The organism is Aeromonas sp. 102P, assembly GCF_051920345.1.
In the GTDB taxonomy this organism is placed as follows: Bacteria; Pseudomonadota; Gammaproteobacteria; order Enterobacterales; family Aeromonadaceae; genus Aeromonas; species Aeromonas veronii.
In genome coordinates this window covers 21943-40968 of record NZ_JBQBCZ010000010.1, presented here as the reverse complement: position 1 = coordinate 40968, position 19026 = coordinate 21943, and the positions used below count along the sequence as shown (strand labels likewise).

General features: G+C 57.9%; 19 protein-coding genes. 15 read left to right on the top strand and 4 right to left on the bottom strand.

Annotated elements, in window-relative coordinates; all coding sequences use genetic code 11:
• The first annotated feature begins 186 nt into the window (after nucleotides 1-186).
• Complete coding sequence (locus tag ACTG1K_RS24150) at nucleotides 187-774, top strand: single-stranded DNA-binding protein (RefSeq protein WP_058059298.1); 588 nt, start codon at nucleotides 187-189, stop codon at nucleotides 772-774.
• Nucleotides 775-923: 149 nt separating this feature from the next.
• Nucleotides 924-1667: a substrate-binding periplasmic protein gene (locus ACTG1K_RS24145; protein ID WP_270820893.1), complete on the top strand. Its 744-nt coding sequence runs from the start codon at nucleotides 924-926 to the stop codon at nucleotides 1665-1667.
• Between the two features lie 72 nt (nucleotides 1668-1739).
• Here the strand turns inward: ACTG1K_RS24145 and ACTG1K_RS24140 are convergent, their stop codons facing one another.
• Nucleotides 1740-1862, bottom strand: coding sequence for a hypothetical protein (locus ACTG1K_RS24140; protein WP_005306071.1), 123 nt, complete (start codon nucleotides 1860-1862; stop codon nucleotides 1740-1742).
• Nucleotides 1863-2326: 464 nt separating this feature from the next.
• Between ACTG1K_RS24140 and ACTG1K_RS24135 the strand changes: the two genes are divergently transcribed.
• The 9 genes from ACTG1K_RS24135 to ACTG1K_RS24095 all read left to right on the top strand — a co-directional run bounded on the left by ACTG1K_RS24135 (nucleotide 2327) and on the right by ACTG1K_RS24095 (nucleotide 11045).
• Nucleotides 2327-3229 carry a cation diffusion facilitator family transporter gene (locus ACTG1K_RS24135; RefSeq protein WP_440004676.1) on the top strand — a complete coding sequence of 301 codons (903 nt, stop codon included), beginning with the start codon at nucleotides 2327-2329 and terminating at the stop codon, nucleotides 3227-3229.
• A gap of 207 nt (nucleotides 3230-3436) precedes the next feature.
• Nucleotides 3437-4384, top strand: coding sequence for an IS481 family transposase (locus ACTG1K_RS24130; RefSeq protein WP_440006056.1), 948 nt, complete (start codon nucleotides 3437-3439; stop codon nucleotides 4382-4384).
• Nucleotides 4385-4407: 23 nt separating this feature from the next.
• A complete protein-coding gene (yjbD, locus tag ACTG1K_RS24125; protein ID WP_005340165.1) occupies nucleotides 4408-4692 on the top strand; it encodes a DUF3811 domain-containing protein in 285 nt (94 codons plus the stop codon).
• 595 nt (nucleotides 4693-5287) lie between these two features.
• On the top strand, nucleotides 5288-5500 hold the full coding sequence (gene cspE, locus ACTG1K_RS24120; protein ID WP_005316548.1) for a transcription antiterminator/RNA stability regulator CspE: 213 nt from the start codon (nucleotides 5288-5290) through the stop codon (nucleotides 5498-5500).
• 305 nt (nucleotides 5501-5805) lie between these two features.
• The gene (locus tag ACTG1K_RS24115; RefSeq protein WP_440004677.1) at nucleotides 5806-7164 is read left to right on the top strand and encodes an NCS2 family permease; all 1359 of its coding nucleotides are present in this window, start codon (nucleotides 5806-5808) and stop codon (nucleotides 7162-7164) included.
• A 239-nt stretch (nucleotides 7165-7403) separates the two neighbouring features.
• Nucleotides 7404-8474 carry a dihydroxyacetone kinase subunit DhaK gene (gene dhaK, locus ACTG1K_RS24110; protein WP_005340163.1) on the top strand — a complete coding sequence of 357 codons (1071 nt, stop codon included), beginning with the start codon at nucleotides 7404-7406 and terminating at the stop codon, nucleotides 8472-8474.
• Nucleotides 8475-8489: 15 nt separating this feature from the next.
• On the top strand, nucleotides 8490-9119 hold the full coding sequence (gene dhaL / locus ACTG1K_RS24105; RefSeq protein ID WP_021231630.1) for a dihydroxyacetone kinase subunit DhaL: 630 nt from the start codon (nucleotides 8490-8492) through the stop codon (nucleotides 9117-9119).
• A gap of 1 nt (nucleotide 9120) precedes the next feature.
• Nucleotides 9121-9837 (top strand): dihydroxyacetone kinase phosphoryl donor subunit DhaM, encoded by a 717-nt coding sequence (gene dhaM, locus ACTG1K_RS24100; RefSeq protein WP_042032198.1) that lies wholly within the window; start codon nucleotides 9121-9123, stop codon nucleotides 9835-9837.
• A gap of 125 nt (nucleotides 9838-9962) precedes the next feature.
• Nucleotides 9963-11045: a glycerol dehydrogenase gene (locus ACTG1K_RS24095; protein ID WP_167557495.1), complete on the top strand. Its 1083-nt coding sequence runs from the start codon at nucleotides 9963-9965 to the stop codon at nucleotides 11043-11045.
• Nucleotides 11046-11133: 88 nt separating this feature from the next.
• Here the strand turns inward: ACTG1K_RS24095 and dhaR are convergent, their stop codons facing one another.
• On the bottom strand, nucleotides 11134-13035 hold the full coding sequence (dhaR, locus tag ACTG1K_RS24090; protein WP_421284426.1) for a dihydroxyacetone kinase operon transcriptional regulator DhaR: 1902 nt from the start codon (nucleotides 13033-13035) through the stop codon (nucleotides 11134-11136).
• Nucleotides 13036-13505: 470 nt separating this feature from the next.
• Here dhaR and ACTG1K_RS24085 point away from each other — a divergent pair, with 470 nt between their 5' ends.
• Both ACTG1K_RS24085 and ACTG1K_RS24080 read left to right on the top strand, forming a co-directional pair.
• Nucleotides 13506-14336 (top strand): TIGR02391 family protein, encoded by an 831-nt coding sequence (locus tag ACTG1K_RS24085; protein ID WP_440004678.1) that lies wholly within the window; start codon nucleotides 13506-13508, stop codon nucleotides 14334-14336.
• A 150-nt stretch (nucleotides 14337-14486) separates the two neighbouring features.
• Nucleotides 14487-15146, top strand: coding sequence for a hypothetical protein (locus ACTG1K_RS24080; protein WP_440004679.1), 660 nt, complete (start codon nucleotides 14487-14489; stop codon nucleotides 15144-15146).
• Between the two features lie 176 nt (nucleotides 15147-15322).
• On the opposite strand, the gene ydiK is transcribed toward ACTG1K_RS24080, so the two are convergent.
• Together ydiK and ACTG1K_RS24070 are read right to left on the bottom strand one after the other, a co-directional pair.
• Nucleotides 15323-16408 carry an AI-2E family transporter YdiK gene (gene ydiK, locus ACTG1K_RS24075; RefSeq protein WP_167566667.1) on the bottom strand — a complete coding sequence of 362 codons (1086 nt, stop codon included), beginning with the start codon at nucleotides 16406-16408 and terminating at the stop codon, nucleotides 15323-15325.
• A complete protein-coding gene (locus tag ACTG1K_RS24070; RefSeq protein ID WP_440004680.1) occupies nucleotides 16405-17793 on the bottom strand; it encodes a phosphatase PAP2 family protein in 1389 nt (462 codons plus the stop codon). The genes ydiK and ACTG1K_RS24070 overlap by 4 nt, the downstream gene beginning before the upstream one ends.
• Before the next feature lie 185 nt (nucleotides 17794-17978).
• Between ACTG1K_RS24070 and ACTG1K_RS24065 the strand changes: the two genes are divergently transcribed.
• Both ACTG1K_RS24065 and hslR read left to right on the top strand, forming a co-directional pair.
• The gene (locus ACTG1K_RS24065) at nucleotides 17979-18359 is read left to right on the top strand and encodes a hypothetical protein (protein ID WP_005340143.1); all 381 of its coding nucleotides are present in this window, start codon (nucleotides 17979-17981) and stop codon (nucleotides 18357-18359) included.
• Nucleotides 18360-18616: 257 nt separating this feature from the next.
• Nucleotides 18617-19015, top strand: a complete 399-nt coding sequence (gene hslR, locus ACTG1K_RS24060) for a ribosome-associated heat shock protein Hsp15 (RefSeq protein WP_005340141.1) — start codon at nucleotides 18617-18619, stop codon at nucleotides 19013-19015.
• Nucleotides 19016-19026: the final 11 nt, after the last annotated feature.

The following is a 19026-nucleotide window of genomic DNA, read 5'->3' as shown; positions in this document are numbered from 1 at the left end:
TCAACTGTTACTATTGGGGGCTAAACCTGAATCAGAACACGCGAAACGAGCACTCTGATTGCTGCAACGGTTATAGAAAAACCATGCTGTTCAATATGATAACGACATGGTCATGAAAAAAGCGCGGTAACTTATTTAGTGGGTCCAGGCCTTGCCTGACCGGAATATAAAGGTGGAAGAGAGATTATGGCCAGTCGAGGCATCAATAAAGTCATTCTGATCGGTAACCTCGGGCAAGACCCGGAAGTACGCTACATGCCGAGTGGCGGTGCTGTGACCAACATTACTCTGGCTACCTCCGAAACCTGGCGCGACAAGCAGACCGGTGAGCAGAAAGAGCGTACCGAATGGCACCGCGTCGTCTTCATGGGCAAGTTGGCCGAAGTGGCTGGCGAGTACCTAAAGAAGGGCTCCCAGGTCTATGTGGAAGGCAAACTGCAGACCCGTAAATGGCAAGATCAGAGCGGCCAGGAGCGCTACACCACTGAAGTGCTGGTCGACAGCTTCACTGGCGTGATGCAGATGCTGGGTGGTCGTCCGCAAGGCGGTCAGGGCATGGGCCAGAACATGGGTGGCCAATCCCAGGGTAGCTGGGGTCAGCCGCAGCAGAGCATGCCTGCCCAGCAGCCGATGAATCAGCAGCGCCCGGCACCGGCTCCGCAGCAGAATATGCAGCCGCAAGGCGGTTATGGCCGTCCTGCCCAGCAGCCGCAATCTGCGCCGCCGGTATATAACGAGCCGCCGATGGATTTCGACGACGATATCCCGTTCTAAGAACAGAATATTGAAAAGGCCCTGATAACTCAGGGTCTTTTTTTATGCACTCAGGCTGAACCTCTCAGCCCGAAAGGGATATAACGCTTTATGGTTGCCTCCCCTACAGTGATGGATATCCTCCACAGGAGCGCTTTGTGAAAAGTGCAATGAAACTGCTCACCCCTTTATTGCTAATGCTGACCAGCATGCTCTCCGGCCAGTTGCTGGCAACGCCACTCAAGGTCGGGGTCAGCTTTGCCATCCCCCCTTATGTCATCGAAAGTAATCAGCGTGGCATTGAGCTGGATCTGCTGAAAGAGGCGTTCGCTGGCAGCGGCTATGAGCCCAGCTTTGAATTTCTGCCACTGGAGCGTACCTTCCGCCTGTTCGAGTCAGGAAAGCTGGATGCCATCATCAACGTCAGACCCGGTATGGTTGATCCTCACGTTCTGACCCAGCCAGTTATCACCTTCCATAACCGGATCTTCACCCTGCGCAGCACCCACATCAGCACTCTGGACGACCTGCATTCAAAACGGGTCACCGCCTTTCAACGGGCAAGGATCATTCTGGGGGGCGCGTTCGCCACCATGGCCAACCAGAATCCCCACTATGAGGAGGTAGCCAAGCAGCAGGTGCAGGTACATCAGCTAATGCGCGGCAGGGTAGATGCCGTCGTACTGGAGGAGCGGGTGTTCTACTACTACCTCGACCAGCTGATTGCCACCGCCCAGGCAGGCGAGCACTACGAGCGCAATCAGGTCAGGCAAGCAGACCTCTTCCCGCCCACCGTCTATCACTTTGCCTTCCGAACGGCCGATGCTCGCAATCTGTTTGATAAGCGCCTTGAGGCGATGCGTCAGGATGGTCGTTATCACCAGATTTTCGCGGCTTACGGCGCCACGCCGTGAGCCACAAACATAAAAGCCAGCCGGTAAGGGCTGGCTTTGTACTGGCTCCGAAGGAACAGCAGTAGGGGAGCGTTACTTCATTGCGCTGCCGTTTTTCAGTTCTGCTTTCTGACGTTTGGCTTCGCGTTTCTCTTTCAGTGACATCTGCGGTTTTTTCTTGGCATCTTTGCCGTTGTGATGTTCTTTGTTACTCATCATCAAACTCCAAAAATGTTACCCAGACAGTTGGTTCCTCATGGGAGCCAGCATGCCATCCGAATCATCAACTTCAGTACGCTTGGTGGGATGGTGCAAGACCATCACCAGACCCAGCATACCCTCCAGCGGCATCCGGATCCAGCCTCATTCTCGTCCAAAAGATGTCGCGCGCAGCCCCTTGAGAGGGGAGGCCAAACGACCTCGACAGGAAAGACCCAAAAAGAGTAATTCGCATTATTAAATGTTGTCACGCTTATATTAAGTCATCGTTGGCTAGATATTTTCACGGAGAAATATAAATCCCTCTCATTATTTATTGCCGCGCAAGAGGTCACCATTTTAATAAGCATTCGCAATATCATCGGAAACATCAGGTTACAACACCGAATAGGTTATTTCCGGTCAGCCGGATATAATACGCGCCGCACCGAAATATCCGTTTTTATTCAGGAAGCTGTGACATGAACAGAAAAACCAGAGCCGCCATGGTGTCGGTCTGCTCCAATATCAGTCTGATCATCATGAAAATGGTGGCCGGGTTCGCCAGCGGCTCGGTCAGTATCATCTCGGAGGCGATCCACTCCGCCATGGATCTGGTGGCGGCCCTGATCGCCCTGTTCGCGGTGAAAAAGTCCGATCTCCCGCCTGATGAGCGCCACCCCTATGGTCACGACAAGATTGAAAATGTCTCCGGCGTCATCGAAGCACTGCTTATCTTGCTGGCCGCGAGCTGGATCATCTTCGAAGCCGTCGACAAGCTGATCACCCCCAGCCCCATCGAGAGCATTGGCTGGGGCGTACTGGTGATGGTGATCTCGGCGCTGGTCAACAGCGGCGTCTCTGCCTACCTCTACAAGGTGGCCCGAGAGGAGGAGTCGGTCGCGCTGGCTGCCGATGCGCTTCATCTCAAGGCGGACGTGCTCACCTCCACCGGGGTCGCCGTCGGTCTTGGCGGGATCTGGCTGGCCGGTCTGTTCGGCCATTCACTCGCCATCCTCGACCCGATGGTCGCCATTGCGGTCGCCATCTTTATTGTCAGAGAGGCGATCAGCATGCTCAACGAGGCCTTCCAGCCGCTGATCGACCAGAGCATGAGCCCGGAAGAGCTGGCAATGACCAGCCGCATCATCACCGAATGCTGCCCTGCTGCCAGCGGTTTTCACGATCTGCGCAGCCGTCGTGCCGGTCGTCGTCGCCATATCGACTTCCACCTCACCCTGCCCCCGGAGATGAGCATCGGCGAAGCCCACGATATCTGTGATCGCATCGAACACGCCATCATGGAGCAACTGCCCCACGCCATCGTGCTGATCCACGTCGAGCCGGAGGAGCAAGAGCTGCCCTCACCGCTCGCCATAAATTGAAATGTGGCAAACAGGCGGGAAAGTGGCCGCGAAATAACAGAAAGTTGGCACAAACCCGCATTTTTACTGCCGGAAAGCCGATTGCATAAGAAGTGATCGGCACAACTGTGTTAGGGTGTCTAACTGTGATCTCTCTGTAGGTTGTTCACTCGGGGCATTCCCGGAGAATTGGAGGCACCAACCAAACCAATCATCCGAGGTGCCCGAGTGAACAATCATAAAAATGCCCGATTAACCGTCTTTGGTCGACAGCTTCTTGTCCAGCGTATCCTTGAGCAGGGCCTGCGCGTTGAAGAGGCCGCTCACGCTGCCGGGGTCAGTATCCGCACCGCTTACAAGTGGCTCACTCGATATCGCCAGGAGGGACCTGATGGTTTGTACAATCGCTCTTCTCGACCCGCATCTTGCCCTCATGCCATTGATGACCAGCGCCAGCAGAGGATTATCGAACTGCGCAAGCAGCGACGGACCTATCGGCACATCAGCCAATATCTGGGCATAGGGCACAGTACTGTCGCCCGCATCTTGCAGCGCATGGGACTTCATCGATTGGCCAATCTGGCCCCAGCTGTTCCAGTACAACGCTATGAACATGAGAAACCGGGTGACTTGCTGCATCTGGACATCAAAAAGTTGGGGCGTTTCCACCGTCCCGGCCATCGTATCACCGGCGACCGCAGCAAGGACTCACGCGGCGCAGGGTGGGAGTGTGTTCATGTGGCGATTGATGACCACTCCCGTGTGGCGTTCAGCGCTCTGCATCCTGATGAAACGGGACGCAGTGCCTGCCTGGCGCTGTTACAGGCACTTCGCTACTACGCCGGGCTCGGCATTTGTTTCAGTCGGCTACTCACGGACAATGGAGCCTGTTACCGGTCGAAACGCTTCCAGAAGCTGTGTCGTCGGCTGGGGCTCAAGCATCTGCGCACCAAGCCTTACACACCACAAACCAATGGCAAAGCAGAGCGCTTCATTCAGACCGCCCTGCGTGAGTGGGCTTATGCACGGAGCTATGACTCGTCAGAGCAACGGGCAGAGCACTTGCAACCGTGGTTGCATGAGTACAACTGGCATCGTCCTCATGCCAGTCTGGGCTACCAGCCCCCCATCAGTCGTCTTCAATCTGTGAACAACCTGGTGGGTTTACACATCTAACCACCCTGCCGCAGGAGCGCGCCGTGAAAAAGCTGGAAATGAAAGATCTGACCGAGGCCGAAAAAGCCGAGATAGCCTTGTTATTGCAAAAGGCACAAGCCAATGCAGACCACCAGCTGACCAACGGAGAGCGGAACAAGATCCGCGAAGAGGGTCGCCTGAAAATTGTGGCCGACCGCGCCGAAGCGGCCAAGGCAGCCTCCAAGCTGGCTCGCGAGAAAGCCAAAGAGCGTGCCAAGAATCAGGTACTGCCGGAAACCTTCAGCTGGATTGATTCGGTCAGCAACAAGTTTCGCAGCAAGCGCTGATCCCTTCTTGCAAAACGCCCGCTGGCACTTGGTGCATGCGGGCGTTTGCATGTCTGGGCGATGCTCGATGCGCCAGATTTGGCGCTGCCATTGATTTGCCGCTCAGAAGCTAATCGCAGCAGCAAAGAAGTGATTTACATTGTGAGTTAGAGAGAACGACAACTGACAATCCCCATCTATCGCCAGCTTTTCATTTTTTCTCATATTTTTTGCCAGAACTGGCTACATAGTCAGGACAAAAAAGCCGAATCTGGCTTGCCACAGGGTGATATGAGTCTGCACTGATTTTTCTATGCCGTTGAAATGCATCATGTTTACTATAAAAAATGATATTTTTGGCTGTTACAAAACATTAATATCGAGATAAAGTTTGCTTTAAAAATGAGAGCGTGTTTTAATCTTTCTCGATGGTTCGGCAGTTCAGACCTGATTATGTTAGGCAGTCATTTTAGTAAAGCAGTGATTAGCATAAGCGTTATCCTCGGATAATTCTTATCAAATAATTCTCCTTCTTTAGTGCTCCCCATACGTATTGCTGACGAAAAATCAAAAATTGCCATTTAGGTGGCATTCAACACTATTTAAGGAAATTATTATGTCTAACAAAATGACTGGTACCGTTAAGTTCTTCAACGCTGAGAAAGGTTTTGGTTTCATCTCCCCGGCTGACGGCAGCAAAGACGTGTTCGTACACTTCTCCGCTATCCAGTCCACCAGCTTCAAAACCCTGGACGAAGGTCAGCGCGTTGAGTTCACCATCGAGCAAGGCCAGAAAGGCCCGGCTGCTGCCAACGTAGTTGGTCTGTAATTCAAGCCGGAGCATGCTGCTGATGGCTTATGCCAACTGCTGACAGCTCTGCAAGAATTTAAAAAAACCCGCTTCGGCGGGTTTTTTGTTTTTCCCCGCTTTTTCCTCACTGATCTCCCCTCCCCCGACCGCTTGATCCCTGCCTTACACGCTCTCACCGCTTGAGTCTCACAATGAGCTCCGAATGGACTCAAAATGTAAAATAGTGACGAAAAAGTCAGGTTATCCGCTGTATTTGCCGCGAATTCTTGCTATTTTGCGCGCCACCAACGCAAACGATTTCCTTCACACTTTCAGGATTAGTTATGGCAAAGCAAGATATGGCCGCCCAAACAGGGACAGGCGGCTTTCTGGACTCTTATTTTTCCATTTCTGCGCGCGGCAGCAGCGTGCGCCAGGAGCTGGTCGCGGGGCTGACCACCTTCCTGGCGATGGTCTACAGCATCATAGTGGTGCCGAACATGCTGGGTGCCGCCGGCTTTGAGCAGGGCCCGGTGTTTGTGGCCACCTGCTTGATCGCCGCCTTCGGCTCCCTGCTGATGGGGCTGTGGGCCAAGCTGCCAATGGCTATCGGTTGCGCCATCTCCCTCACCGCCTTTACCGCATTCAGTCTGGTACTGGGTCAGGGACTGAGCATTCCGGTCGCGCTGGGCGCCATCTTCCTGATGGGTGTGCTGTTTACCCTGATCAGCGTCACCGGCGTGCGCCAGTGGATCCTGGATAACCTCCCCTCCGGCATCGCTCACGGCACCGGCATCGGTATCGGTCTGTTCCTGCTGCTGATCGCCACCAACGGCGTCGGCATGGTGATCAAGAACGAAGGGGCCGGTTTGCCGGTTCAGCTGGGTGAAGTGACCGCCTTCCCGGTCATCATGACGGTGCTGGGTCTGGCCGCCATCTTCGGTCTGGAGCGTCGCAAGGTGCCAGGCGGAATCCTGATGGTGATTATCGCCATCTCCATCCTCGGCCTTATCTTCGACCCGAAAGTGACCTGGCAGGGCTTCTTCGCCATGCCGAGCCTGACTGGCGAGAAAGGCTCTCTGGTAGGCAGCATGGATCTGCTGGGCGCCCTCAATCCGGTAGTCATTCCGACCGTACTGGCGCTGGTGATGACCGCCGTGTTTGACGCCACCGGCACCATCCGTGCCGTGGCCGGTCAGGCAGGCCTCATCAACGAACGTGGCCACATCATCAGCGGCGGCAAGGCCCTGACTGCCGACTCCGTCAGCAGCATGGTGGCAGGCGCCGTAGGTGGTGCTCCGGCTGCCGTCTACATCGAATCCGCCGCAGGCACCGCGGCCGGTGGCAAGACCGGTCTGACCGCCGCGCTGGTCGGCGTGCTGTTCCTGCTGATGATCTTCCTCTCCCCGCTCAGCTATCTGGTACCGGCTTACGCCACCGCACCAGCCCTGATGTACGTCGGTCTGCTGATGCTGGGCAACGTCACCAAGCTGGACTTCAGCGACTCGGTCGATGCCCTCGCCGGCATGCTGTGCGCCGTCTTCATCGTGCTGACCTGCAACATCGTGACCGGTATCATGCTGGGCTTCGTGGCGCTGGTCGTTGGCCGCATCTTCGCTGCCGAGTGGAAGAAGCTGAACATCGGCACCGTCATCATCGCCCTGGCGCTGGTGATCTTCTATGCCGGTGGCTGGGCCATCTAACCCGTCCGTTTTATTCCGGTTATAGCGAAGGGCCCTGCGGGGCCCTTTTTCATGGCTGTGAGTCAGCTAACAGTTTCCCGCCCGCCAGCCCTGCGCCGTTTCAGATTGAAACACCCATACCCCTTCTGCTGTTTCAAATCCGAACCAAATCGCCCGTCATTTTTATCCCTTTTTCTGTCGTTAGACTGGCTCCATCAACCATTTGCCCACCCGAGCGGTGGCAAGCCAAGGAGTGAGCCATGAAGAAACTGATCAATGCCGTCGATGCCGTGGTCCGTGAACAACTGATGGGGATGGCAGCCGCCCACCCGGAGCTCAAGGTACGTATCGAACCCCACTACATCACCCGCGCCGACTCCCCCGTGATGGGCAAGGTGGCGCTGGTCTCCGGCGGTGGCAGCGGCCACGAGCCGATGCACGGCGGGCTGGTGGGCAAAGGGATGCTGGATGGCGCCTGCCCCGGCGAGATCTTTACCTCCCCCACCCCGGATCAGATGTACGAGTGCGGTCAGGCCGTTGATGGCGGCGCGGGCGTGCTGTTTCTGGTGAAGAACTACACCGGCGACGTACTCAACTTCGAGACCGCGGTCGAGCTGCTGCACGGCGACGGGGTCAAGGTGGGCTTCGCCCTGATCGATGACGACGTGGCGGTCAAAGACAGCCTCTACACCGCCGGTCGCCGTGGGGTTGCCACGACCGTGCTGTGCGAGAAGCTGGTCGGTGCCGCCGCAGAGGCGGGCTACGATCTGGCGCGCTGCGAGGCGCTGGCCCGTCGCATCAACAACCAGAGCCGCACCATAGGCGTGGCCATGCATGCCTGCACCGTGCCGGCCGCAGGCAAGCCCTCCTTCACCCTGGCGGACAACGAGCTGGAATTCGGCGTCGGTATCCACGGCGAACCGGGCATCGAACGTCGCCCCTTCACCGACCTCAATACCCTGGTGGACGACATGTTCAGCGAGCTTGCTGACAACACCCCCTATGGCCGCACCCTGCGCCACTGGGATCGCACCAGCGGCAGCTGGCAGGAAGAGCACACCTTTATCGAACCGCTCAACAAGGGCGATCGGGTGATCGCGCTGGTCAACAGCCTGGGCGGCACCCCCATCTCCGAGCTCTATGGCGTCTATGGTCGCCTTGCCACCCTGTGCGAAGAGGCGGGCATCCATCTGGTGCGCAACCTGATCGGTCCCTACTGCACCTCCCTCGACATGACCGGCATCTCCATCACATTGCTCAAGGTGGATGACGAACTGATGACCCTGTGGGATGCCCCCGTTCACACCCCAGCCCTGCGTCGCGGCTGCTAAGGAGTGCCGATAGCCATGCTAAGCAAACACCACATCGTCAACTGGCTGCTCGACTGCGAACACATCTTTACCGAGCAGCGTGACTACCTCACCGCGCTGGATACCGATATCGGCGACGGCGACCACGGCCTCAACATGCAACGCGGCTTCGCCAAGGTGGCCGAGAAGCTGCCGGCAGTAGCGGACAAGGATATCGGGCAGGTACTGAAAACCACCGGCATGACCTTGCTCTCCTCGGTCGGCGGTGCCAGCGGCCCGCTCTACGGCACCTTCTTTATCCGGGCGGCGGCCAGCAGCGATGCCTGCCAGAGCCTAAGCCTCAGCCAGCTGTGCAAGATGCTGAGCGACGGGGTGGAGGGGATCGTCTCCCGCGGCCGTGCCGAGCCGGGCGACAAGACCATGTGCGACGCCTGGTGGCCGGCTCTGGCAGCCCTGCAGCAGGCACAGCAGCAAGAGTTGCCCCTCAATGAAGCGCTGGACAAGGCAGTAGCGGCCGCAGCAGCCGGTACCGAGGCCACCATCCAGATGCAGGCCCGCAAGGGGCGCGCCAGCTATCTTGGCGAGCGCAGCATCGGCCATCAGGATGCCGGGGCCACCTCGACCCTGCTGCTGCTGACTGCCCTGCGTGACAGAGCGAGGTTGTGACATGATCGGAATCGTAGTTGTCTCTCACAGCGCCATGCTGGCGGCCGGTTTGAAAGCGCTGGCCGACCAGCTCGGCAGCCCGGCCCGATTGCTGCTGGCGGCCGGGGTCGATGACCCCGACCACCCCATCGGCACCGATGCCATCGCGGTGATGAGTGCGATTGAAGAAGCGGATGACGGCAGCGGTGTGCTGGTGCTGATGGACTTGGGCAGCGCTCTGCTCAGCGCCGAGACCGCCCTCGAACTGCTACCCCCGGAGCTGAGCGCGAGGGTGCGGCTCTGCCCCGCCCCGCTGGTCGAGGGCACTCTGGCCGCTGTGGTGGCGGCCGGTTCCGGCCTGACGCTGGATGAGGTGGCCGCCGAGGCGCTCGGCGCGCTGGGCCCAAAACAGGCGATGCTGCCTGCCAGCGCGGCGCAGGCCGCCACCGAGACCGCCCCCGTTGCCGACGACGGCTGGCTGCGCTGTGAGGTGGTGGTGGATAACCCCCACGGCCTACATGTGCGCCCCGCCGCCCGGCTGGTGGCCGCCCTCAAGCCCTTTGCCGCTGAACTCAAGTTGCAAAAGGGGGACAAAGAGGCCAATCCCCGTAGCCTGACCCGGCTCGCCATGCTCAACGTGCGTCAGGGCGACCAGCTCACCCTGCTGGCGCGCGGCGAGGATGCCACCGCCGCCCTGACCTGCTTCCAGCAGCTGGCCGCCGAGCGCTTCGGCGACTGACGCCACTGCTTCAAGGGGCTGCACTCGCTCGCTGAGCCTGTGCAGCACCATTCAAGACGAAGGAGTCCCCGGCACTGCCGCCCCTTCGCCCCGATTCTTAATTCATAAAGAGAGAGGGATAAAATATGGACCGCATCATCATCAGCCCCAGCAAATACGTGCAAGGCAACGGGGCCCTCGCCAATATCGGCAACTACGTCAAAGCGCTCGGCAGCAAGCCGCTTATTCTGGCCGACGCCTTCGTCACCAAGCTGGTCGGCGATACCGTGGCCACCAGCTTCCACGGCGCCGGTATCAAGCCCGAGTTCGACTGCTTCAACGGCGAGTGCTCCCGCCCCGAGATCGACCGCCTGCTGGCCCGCTGCCAGCAGACCCCGTTTGACGTCATCATCGGCATCGGCGGCGGCAAAACGCTGGATACCGCCAAGTCGGTCGCCTTCTACCAGAAGGTGCCGGTGGTCATAGTGCCGACCATAGCCTCCACTGATGCCCCCACCAGCGCGCTGGCGGTCATCTACACCCCGGAAGGGCAATTCAGCGAATACCTGATGATCCCGACCAACCCCAATATGGTCATCATGGATACCGGCGTGGTCTCCCGCGCTCCAGTGCGGCTGCTGGTCTCCGGCATGGGGGATGCGCTCTCCACCTACTTCGAGGCGCGCGCCAACAAGGTTTCCGGTTGCCAGACCATGGCCGGTGGCGCCTCCACGCTGGCGGCGCAAGCCATCGCCGAGCTCTGCTACAAGACTCTGCTGGCCGACGGCTACAAGGCCAAGCTGGCGGTGGAGCAGGGGCTCTGCACCAAGGCGGTGGAGAACATCATCGAGGCCAACACCTATCTGAGCGGTATCGGCTTCGAGAGCAGCGGTCTGGCCGCCGCCCATGCCATCCACAACGGCCTGACCCAGCTGGCCGAGTGCCACCACCTCTACCACGGTGAGAAAGTGGCGTTCGGTACCCTGGTGCAGCTGGTGCTGGAGAATGCCCCGATGGCGGAGATCGAAACCGTGCTGGCCTTCTGCCGCTCGGTGGGCCTGCCGACCAACCTGCATATGATGGGGGTCAAGGAGCTGGATATGGCGCGCCTGATGGAGGTGGCCAAAGCCTCCACTGCCGAGGGCGAAACCATCCATAACATGCCGTTCAAGGTCACCGCCGAGGATGTGCTGGCGGCCATCGTCACCGCCCACCAGCTGGGGCTGTAACCACGCCACCACTGACCTGCCATATAACACGGCCCCGCAACTGCGGGGCCTTTTCATTTTCTGCGGGCCGGTTCGCAACGGCTCGCCGTCAGCCGTGATAGTCGGCGGGATCGATCTCGAGCAGTTTGAGCCGCCGCCACAGGGTGGTGCGGCTGATGCCAAGATGCTGGGCCATCTGGCTCACCTGTCCCTTGCAGGCGTGAGCGCAGCGCAAGATGGCTTGCCGCTCCAGCTCCGCCAGCGTGAGCAGCGGTTGTCCCACCACCTCGTCCGCCACCCGCTGATAGCCGTGGCGAATGGCGGCGGGCAGCGCCTCGGGCGGGATCGGCCCCTGACCGGCGTGAAGCAGCGCATGCTCGACGGCGCTGCGCAGCTCCCCCAGATTGCCGGGCCAGGGATAGGCCAGCAGACAATCGAGGGCCGCCGGACTGAACTGGCGTACCGGCTCGCGCCCCTGCGCTGCCAACTGCTGGCTGATCAGGCCCGGCAGATCCGCCGCGCGCTCCCGCAGCCCCGGCAGCCACAGCTCGCACGCCTGCAAGGCATAGAGCAGCTGGCGGCCAAACAGCCCCTCCTGCACCAGCTGCTCCAGCGGGGCGCTGCTGGTGGCGATGATCCGCACCTTGAGCGGCAGGATGCGGGCCGAATCGAAGCGCTGGATGCGGCCGGTCTTGAGCAGTTGCAGCAGCGCCGCCTGCATGGGGGCAGAGAGACACTCCACCTGCTCCAGCACCAGGGTGCCGCCGTGGGCCAGCTCGAACTTGCCCGCCCGCTCCTGCCCCGCCTCGTCGGAACCCATCAGCTCCAGCGCCATCCGCTCGCTCGGCAGCGCCTTGCAGTTGAGGGTAATGAGCGGCCCGGTGGCCCGTTCGCTGCCAAAGTGAATAGCCTCCGCCAGCTGGGCCTTGCCCACCTCCTCCTCGCCGCGCAGCAGGATCGGCCCCTGACTCTGGGCCGCCTGCCGGGCATAGCGCAGCAGCTTGCGCATGGCGCTCGACTCCCCCACCAGCGCCGACAGCTCGGGCACCGTCTGGCGCAGCTGGTGAATGGCCCGCAGCCGATCGACCGGGTGCAGCAGGGCGATAAAGCTGACCCCCTCCGGCCCCGGCAGCGGCTTGAGGCTCACCAGCGCATTGATAAACTCCCCCTCCTGCGCGCCGAGCCGCTCCAGCGTCACCTCCACATGACTCAGTGGCGTCTGCCCCCTGATGGCCAGCTGCAACCGCTGGGGCAGCAGCAGGTGCTGCTCCAGCGGCTGGCCGAGACAGAGCGCGGGATCGAGCCGCAGCCGGTGGGCCGCCAGCGCGTTGAGGTAGCGCAGCCGCCCTTGCGGGTCCCAGGCCAGCACGCCGTCATCCATACCATCGAGCAGGGCGTAAAGCTCGCTCAGGTGATGCTGGGACTCCTGCATCAGGGTCTCCATCTGCAGCAGATGAGCCAGCTCGCGCCCGGCACTGACGGTGAGCGCCAGATCGCCGGCGCTCGCCTCCTCCACCTTGCAGATCAAAGCGATGATGGCGACCTGACGGCCATTGCTGTTGTAGACCGGGCTGGCGCAGCTGTGCCATGGGTGCAGGGTCTGGTTGAAGTGCTGGGGGCCGCTGACGCAGAGCGGCACTCCCTCCAGCGCCGCCAGATTGATGGCATTGGTGCCGATGCGCCCCTCGCTGAAAAAGGCGCCGGGGCCAAACCCCAGCGCCGCCAGCTCGCGCAGGGTATCGGGGTGGCCGGTCCGGGCCAGCAGGCAGCCGCTCTCGTCGGTGAGCAGCAGGGCACAGGGGCGCCCCTCCATAAATTCGTAGAGATCCTCGAGGGCCATCTCGCCGGTGGTGAGCAGGTCCCGTTTGCGCTGGCGCAGGCTCTGCAAGGTCTGCCCCTTGGCGCTGTGGGGCGGATGCCAGAGGGTGGCACTGGTCTGGTGAGCGCAGCGCAGCCAGGATGCCTGCAGATAGTCAGGCCAAGCGAGCAGCGGCTGAAGGTCAGATGGCATGGTCACAGCAATATCCGGCAAGATGTGAGCTGACCATTTAACCACGCCAGCGCACCCGATTCAGTGACCTGCCTCAGAGGGTGGCAACCCTATCCTCTGCAAGGTCGGGTTCGCCCCCGGCAAATTGCTGATCGAGCCTGTGGCAAAAGGCGAGGCACATCGGCATTACCCCGCACTTCTGATATGTCACCTCGATCACACTACTGACTTGTTTATGAAGAGGAGGCCGGGTGGCTCTTTCCATTGCCGCCCCTTAAGTGTATTTTTGCTCAGTGGGTAAGCGGAGCCAAAGGCAAGTTTCGAATAAACATATTTAGCGCCAAAGGTAGGCCAACAATATAATTGCTATAAATTAAATTTCGTAGCGATTATTTAGATGGTTTCTTGGCTTTATATAGAGCTCTATGGCACACCTAATTACATTCACTATCTAATTACAGTTATACATTCAGTAGATATAATGGATTATGATGATAAAATTAGCAGATATAGAATATCGAGGAAGATGTGGAGTTTCACGACACTGCATAAATGCAGTTGTAGAAATTATTCACTTCGGAAGACAAATAAATGAAGTTAAAATATTAACTTCAGGAAGTGGGTACGACTGTCATCATGTTCTTCTACTGAACGTTGATTCCGATGTAACCATTGCAATAAAGTCTGGATTTACATCAGGCTATTCTGGAGAAGGCCCAAGATCTTTCTCTTACGTATTATCAACACTCCAAAAATTCACTCAAGAAATTTATGAATATTTAGTCCCTTGTGAACTCATTGAAAGAGTAGATAAATCAGCGCTTTCCGAAAAAGACCTAAAATGGTTATCAGAACAACACCCTGTCATACCTCATCGATGGTATGATTATATTTATGAACGGCACTATCCTGAATTAAATATAATGCAATACTTTCCTGCAGAGGTCCCACTGTCATTGCTAGACCCTCGCTTACATGAAATTGCTTTTTCATTTAAAACAAATCCAGACAATGCTCTATTAGCAGGTTATAGATTATTAGAGCGCTTGATCAAAGACAAATCTGGTCTAACTCAGGAAACTGGGGCGAAGCTATTCTCTAAAGCATTTCAGGGTGACGATGCTCCTTTATACTGGGATGGCCTAGATGGAAGTGAGGTTAAAGGACGCGCGACACTATTTTCAAGTGTTTTTATGGCTTACAGAAATCGACGTGCTCATCAAGAACCAGATGGCGATATCCATGAAGATTTAAGAGAATTCATGCTATTGAATCAACTTTTTATTTTGGAAGAGTCTGCTAAATTCCGAGAGCATCACTAACCAACTCATCAATGTGGACAGCCAAAGCATGGCGCTCATAGTTAATATGATCATTTGTGTTTACGGCAGCAAACTTAAATTCAGTGTTTTGTGTTGTCAGTCCTTTAAGTATGCGTTAGTGTACAACATCTTTAATAAAAGGGGTGAGAATTGAATAAACAAACAAAATTTATTTTGGGGTCTTTGTTTGTTGTTTTACTGGTGCCAATATTAGCTTATATGTATAAATTTGGTTTGGGGTTTTGGGAACAACCAAATGAATGGGCTGATTTAGGTAGTTATGTAGGTGGTGTATATACCCCAATTCTTTCGCTGATTACACTGACTGTTATATCTCTGCAAATATTTATACAACATCAGCAGTATCAACACTCGTTGATTCAGCACCAAGAAGAACAAATCAAAGAGTACTTGATTGCCCTAGAAGAAGCGCTAACCATTAATATAGATAACGTGAGCTCTCGTGATTTTCTTGTGAGTCTATGTCGAGATATATCTAAAGATAAAATTAAAGATATTTCTGCCGAGTCAATAATGAAATTCAATCAATGTAATCATAGACTTTACTCAATGTGGAGTGAGGTCATGACATGTCTCACAGTCTTAGAAAACATTTCTAACCAAAGCGTTTATAATAAAGTCGTTTTCGCATCAAACAAAAACAAAGTTATAGCCTATCTAAATCCCCAAACATGTAGAATGCTCGATAGGTTTCATTTTATATTCATCTGTAAATGTAAAGAGCTAGGCATATTTATCGATACTGACACTCCCGAGTATTACTATTCAGACCTGAGAACTGGTGGGTAAGAGTGAAATTAGGACACCCGCCTTTCTGAGCTAGTCACAGCATAACAAAGATGAATCTTCTTTTTGAGGGTGTGGCATCAACCTGCCTGACGCTATCGCCATAAACCAAAGAGCCGCCCTTATGGGCGGCTCCTGGCATCAGCGATGGATGGCTGAATCGTCTTTTTACTGAATCGTTATTGGGCCTTGGGCGCTTCCACCGCCGCGGCCACCGGTTGGTCATCTTCCTTGATCCAGGCATCCAGCAGGGTGTAGCCCACCGCCAACACCACGGGGCCGATAAAGAGACCGATGATCCCCATGGTCAGCAAGCCACCGATTACCCCCACCAGAATGAGGATGAGCGGCAGGTCGGCGCCCCGCTTGATGAGGAAGGGGCGCAGGAAGTTGTCCATGGTGCCCGCAATCAGTGACCACACCAGCAGGAAGGTGCCCCAGGTGGTGTCGCCGCTCCAGTAGAGGTAGCCGATACAGGCCAACAGCACCGGGAAGGGGCCGATCTGGGCGACGATCAGCAGGAACATCACCACCACCAGCACCATGGCATAAGGGATACCGGCAATCAGCAGGCCGACACCGGCCACCGAGGATTGCACCAGCGCAGTCACCACCACACCCATCGCCACGGCACGGATCGCCTGTGAAGCCAGCACAGTGGCATTGTCGCCACGCTGACCCGCCAGCCGGTGAGCGAAGCGGCGAATGCCGGTCGCCACCACTTCACCCGAGTGATAGAGCACCCCGCAGATACCGACCGTCAGCAGGAAGTGGACGAACAGCAAGCCAAGATTACCGGCCTGAGAGGCGAGCCAGCGGGCTGTCTGACCGAAATAGGGGGCCAGCTTGGCAAACAGCACCTGACCACCGCTCGCCAGAATTTGCTGCCAGAAGTCATAGAGCTTGTCGCCCACCAGCGGGATCTGTTGCAGCCAGAGCAGCTCTGGCGGTGGTGACTGGCTGATATGGGTACCCAGCTCGATCAGCATGGGCGCCTTCTCCGCCACATTGGCCAGCGTCATAAAGAGCGGGATGACAAACATCAACAGCAGCACCAGCGTCATAAAGAGGGCCGCCAGGGTGCGCTTGCCCCACAACAGGCGCTGCACCATCAGCATCAGCGGCCAGGTGGCGATGGTGATCATGGTGGCCCACACCAGCGCAGGCAGGAAGGGCTGCAACACCAGGAAACAGGAGATAATCAGGATGCTGAGAAACAGCACCCCCAGGGTTATCTTGGCCAAATCCACTTTTTTCACATTCATAGAGTTCCCTTGTCAGAGCCGTTGCCCTTGGGTCGTGTGTCGCATTTCAAGAAAGAGAGTATCCACCAGAGGCCAGCGCTCAACCAGAGCCCCAGCCCGAAAAAGAGCACAAACTGACCAAGCAGTATGGCCAGCGAACTGCTGGTCAGCAGCGGCAGCGCCCAAAGTCCTGCCCCTATGACCGCGCCCCCCGCCAGGGTGACCGCGCCGGTCAGGATGGGGGGATAACCGCCGCGGGTCAGGGTAAGCAAACCGCCAACCCAGAGCCCGAGGGCCGCCAGCCCGATCCCGGCCAGATGGGCCGATTGGGTCAGCCCCCCGAGCGCCAGCGCAGATGCAATCAGCAGCAGCCAAGCCGCCGACTGCCTGTCGGCACGCCAGCAGGGGCGAGCGGCCAGCAGCAAGGCTCCAATCAGCAGGCCAACCGCCACATCGGAGATAAAGTGCACCCCGAGCCAGACCCGCGCCAGACCTGTGGTGAGGGCCAGCAACAGCGCCAACGAATAGGCCAACCCGCGCCGGGCAGGCCAGAGCCAGCCAAGCAGCGCCCCCCAGAACAGCAGGGCCGAAGCGGTATGGCCGCTCGGCATGCCAAAGCCCTGGGCACTGTGAGTCGCCAGTTCAGGTTGCAGATGGAAGGGGCGCGGCCAGCCGATCCCCTCCTTGCTCGCCTGCACCAGCAGCCCAAGCCAGAGCATGGCAAAGAGCAACTGGCGCAGCCGCGGCCACCCCAGCAGCGGGAGCAGCAAAGGTATCAGGGCAAGCTGAAAGCCGCCTGAACCAAACAGATTGCTGACCGACAGCCACCAGACATCGGGCCCCAGCCACTGCTGCAGCCGCAGCATCAGCGGGATCTCGACCTGATGCAGCGCATTGCCCTGCGCCACGAAATCGGCCTGCCAGTGCACCTCGCTCTCGGGCACCTTATCCAGTCGGGATTGCAGCCAGTCGAGCTGATCCGGGAAGCGGCGCTGCTCGCGGGGCAGCTTGTCCACCGCGATCAAACGGGCATTTAGGATCTCCCCGCCCAGATTGGGGGCCTTCAGCAGCGAGACAAAATCGGAATCTTGCTGGGCGACGATGGGTTCCAGAGTGCGGCAGGCAAAAACCTGCGCTTTCTGCCAGCGGCCAAGATCCGCGACGATTTCCCCGCGCAGGCCGGTCTCTTCATACAACTCGCGCAGCGCCGCCTGCTCGGGGCGCTCGTCGCCATCGATATAGCCACCGCTCAGGCTGTAGCGGGAGGAGATGCGATCCTGTACCAGCAGCAGTTGATCCTGATGACGGATGGCACAGGCCGCCGCCGTTGGGCCAGCCGGTTCGGCACTCAGGGCTGGCAGAGCGGCAAACAGCGCCAGCAAGAGTAAAAAGAGGGTTCTCGACATCAATTTGCTTTCCCTATGCACAATGGCGACAAGCCTCCCAGAAATCAGATAGTTGGGCAACGGTAGCGGCCGGATCGCCGCCGTTCCCGCCGCGCTGGCGGTGCACGGAAGATTGCGATGAAGCAGGGCACTCCCTACTATTGGCGGCTATCTTCAATTTCATGCAGCAAACGCTGGAGCCCTCCATGAGACAGTTCGGCTTTTTCCTCGGCATCGCCATCGGTGTCATTTTGATCCTGTTCGGCAGCATCGTCATCTTCCAGGCCCTCCCTGCCGCACTGGATGTGCTGGAGATGCCAAGCCGCATCCCGTTCGTGCGCGAGGTCTACACCTGGCTGATGACCAGCGCCAACGGCCTGACCGCCCAGCTGGAGCAGAACTTCCTGGAAGCGTTCCAGACCGTGCTCAAGCTGATCCTGCTCATCACCTTCATGTGGGTCTGCGTCAAGCTGGTCAACATGGGGGTTCTGATTATCCGCGCCGGGGTTGATCTCATCCGCACCGCCATCGCCCACAGCGAAGGCCCCCACGACCAGAAGAAGCCGGATCAGCACGATCACTTCTGACTCTGATATGGTCGATTGATGTGAACGCTGCCGCCCCCAACCGGGGCGGCAGTGTTATATGCGCGGTATGAAGGCCCTTCCCAGCCCCCATGAATACCCGATAAAGCACCGGCTTTCCCTTGTGAATCAGCAAACTGCCCATATGTTGCATCACCTTGACATGGTTTGCGCCCCGCGCGGCGGCTGCCCGGTTTCTATCCCGACCCCGTGCTCTGGTATAATCGACCACCTCTTTATCCCCGTTATGGAGCCTGTTCATGCCCAATCATGCAGAAAGTGCCCTCGAGGTTCGTCTCGACAAGTGGTTGTGGGCGGCCCGTTTCTACAAGACCCGCTCCATTGCGCGGGATCAGATAGACGGGGGCAAGGTGCACTACAATGGTCAGCGCAGCAAACCGGGCAAACAGGTGGAAGTGGGTGCATTGATCCGCTTCTGGCAGGGGCAGGACGAACGCGAAGTGCGGGTGCTGGCCTTGAGCGAGCAGCGCAAATCGGCCCCGCTGGCCCAGCAGCTCTATGAAGAGACCGCCGAGAGCCTGAAAAAACGGGCCGAGAACAGCGAGGCGCGCCGCTTCAACAGCCAGTTTGCCCCCAGCCCCGAGCGCCGCCCCGACAAGCAGGAGCGACGCCAGTTGCTCAAGGTCAAACAGTACTGACCGACCCCGAT

Coding starts and splice junctions, on each gene's coding strand:
- ACTG1K_RS24085 (WP_440004678.1), top strand. CDS start 13,506: ATGATAAAATTAGCAGATATAGAATATCGAGGAAGATGTGGAGTTTCA.
- hslR (WP_005340141.1), top strand. CDS start 18,617: ATGCCCAATCATGCAGAAAGTGCCCTCGAGGTTCGTCTCGACAAGTGG.
- ACTG1K_RS24115 (WP_440004677.1), top strand. CDS start 5,806: ATGGCAAAGCAAGATATGGCCGCCCAAACAGGGACAGGCGGCTTTCTG.
- cspE (WP_005316548.1), top strand. CDS start 5,288: ATGTCTAACAAAATGACTGGTACCGTTAAGTTCTTCAACGCTGAGAAA.
- ACTG1K_RS24145 (WP_270820893.1), top strand. CDS start 924: ATGAAACTGCTCACCCCTTTATTGCTAATGCTGACCAGCATGCTCTCC.
- dhaM (WP_042032198.1), top strand. CDS start 9,121: ATGATCGGAATCGTAGTTGTCTCTCACAGCGCCATGCTGGCGGCCGGT.
- ACTG1K_RS24065 (WP_005340143.1), top strand. CDS start 17,979: ATGAGACAGTTCGGCTTTTTCCTCGGCATCGCCATCGGTGTCATTTTG.
- ydiK (WP_167566667.1), bottom strand. CDS start 16,408: ATGAATGTGAAAAAAGTGGATTTGGCCAAGATAACCCTGGGGGTGCTG.
- dhaL (WP_021231630.1), top strand. CDS start 8,490: ATGCTAAGCAAACACCACATCGTCAACTGGCTGCTCGACTGCGAACAC.
- dhaR (WP_421284426.1), bottom strand. CDS start 13,035: ATGCCATCTGACCTTCAGCCGCTGCTCGCTTGGCCTGACTATCTGCAG.
- ACTG1K_RS24140 (WP_005306071.1), bottom strand. CDS start 1,862: ATGAGTAACAAAGAACATCACAACGGCAAAGATGCCAAGAAAAAACCG.
- ACTG1K_RS24150 (WP_058059298.1), top strand. CDS start 187: ATGGCCAGTCGAGGCATCAATAAAGTCATTCTGATCGGTAACCTCGGG.
- ACTG1K_RS24095 (WP_167557495.1), top strand. CDS start 9,963: ATGGACCGCATCATCATCAGCCCCAGCAAATACGTGCAAGGCAACGGG.
- dhaK (WP_005340163.1), top strand. CDS start 7,404: ATGAAGAAACTGATCAATGCCGTCGATGCCGTGGTCCGTGAACAACTG.
- ACTG1K_RS24070 (WP_440004680.1), bottom strand. CDS start 17,793: ATGTCGAGAACCCTCTTTTTACTCTTGCTGGCGCTGTTTGCCGCTCTG.
- ACTG1K_RS24135 (WP_440004676.1), top strand. CDS start 2,327: ATGAACAGAAAAACCAGAGCCGCCATGGTGTCGGTCTGCTCCAATATC.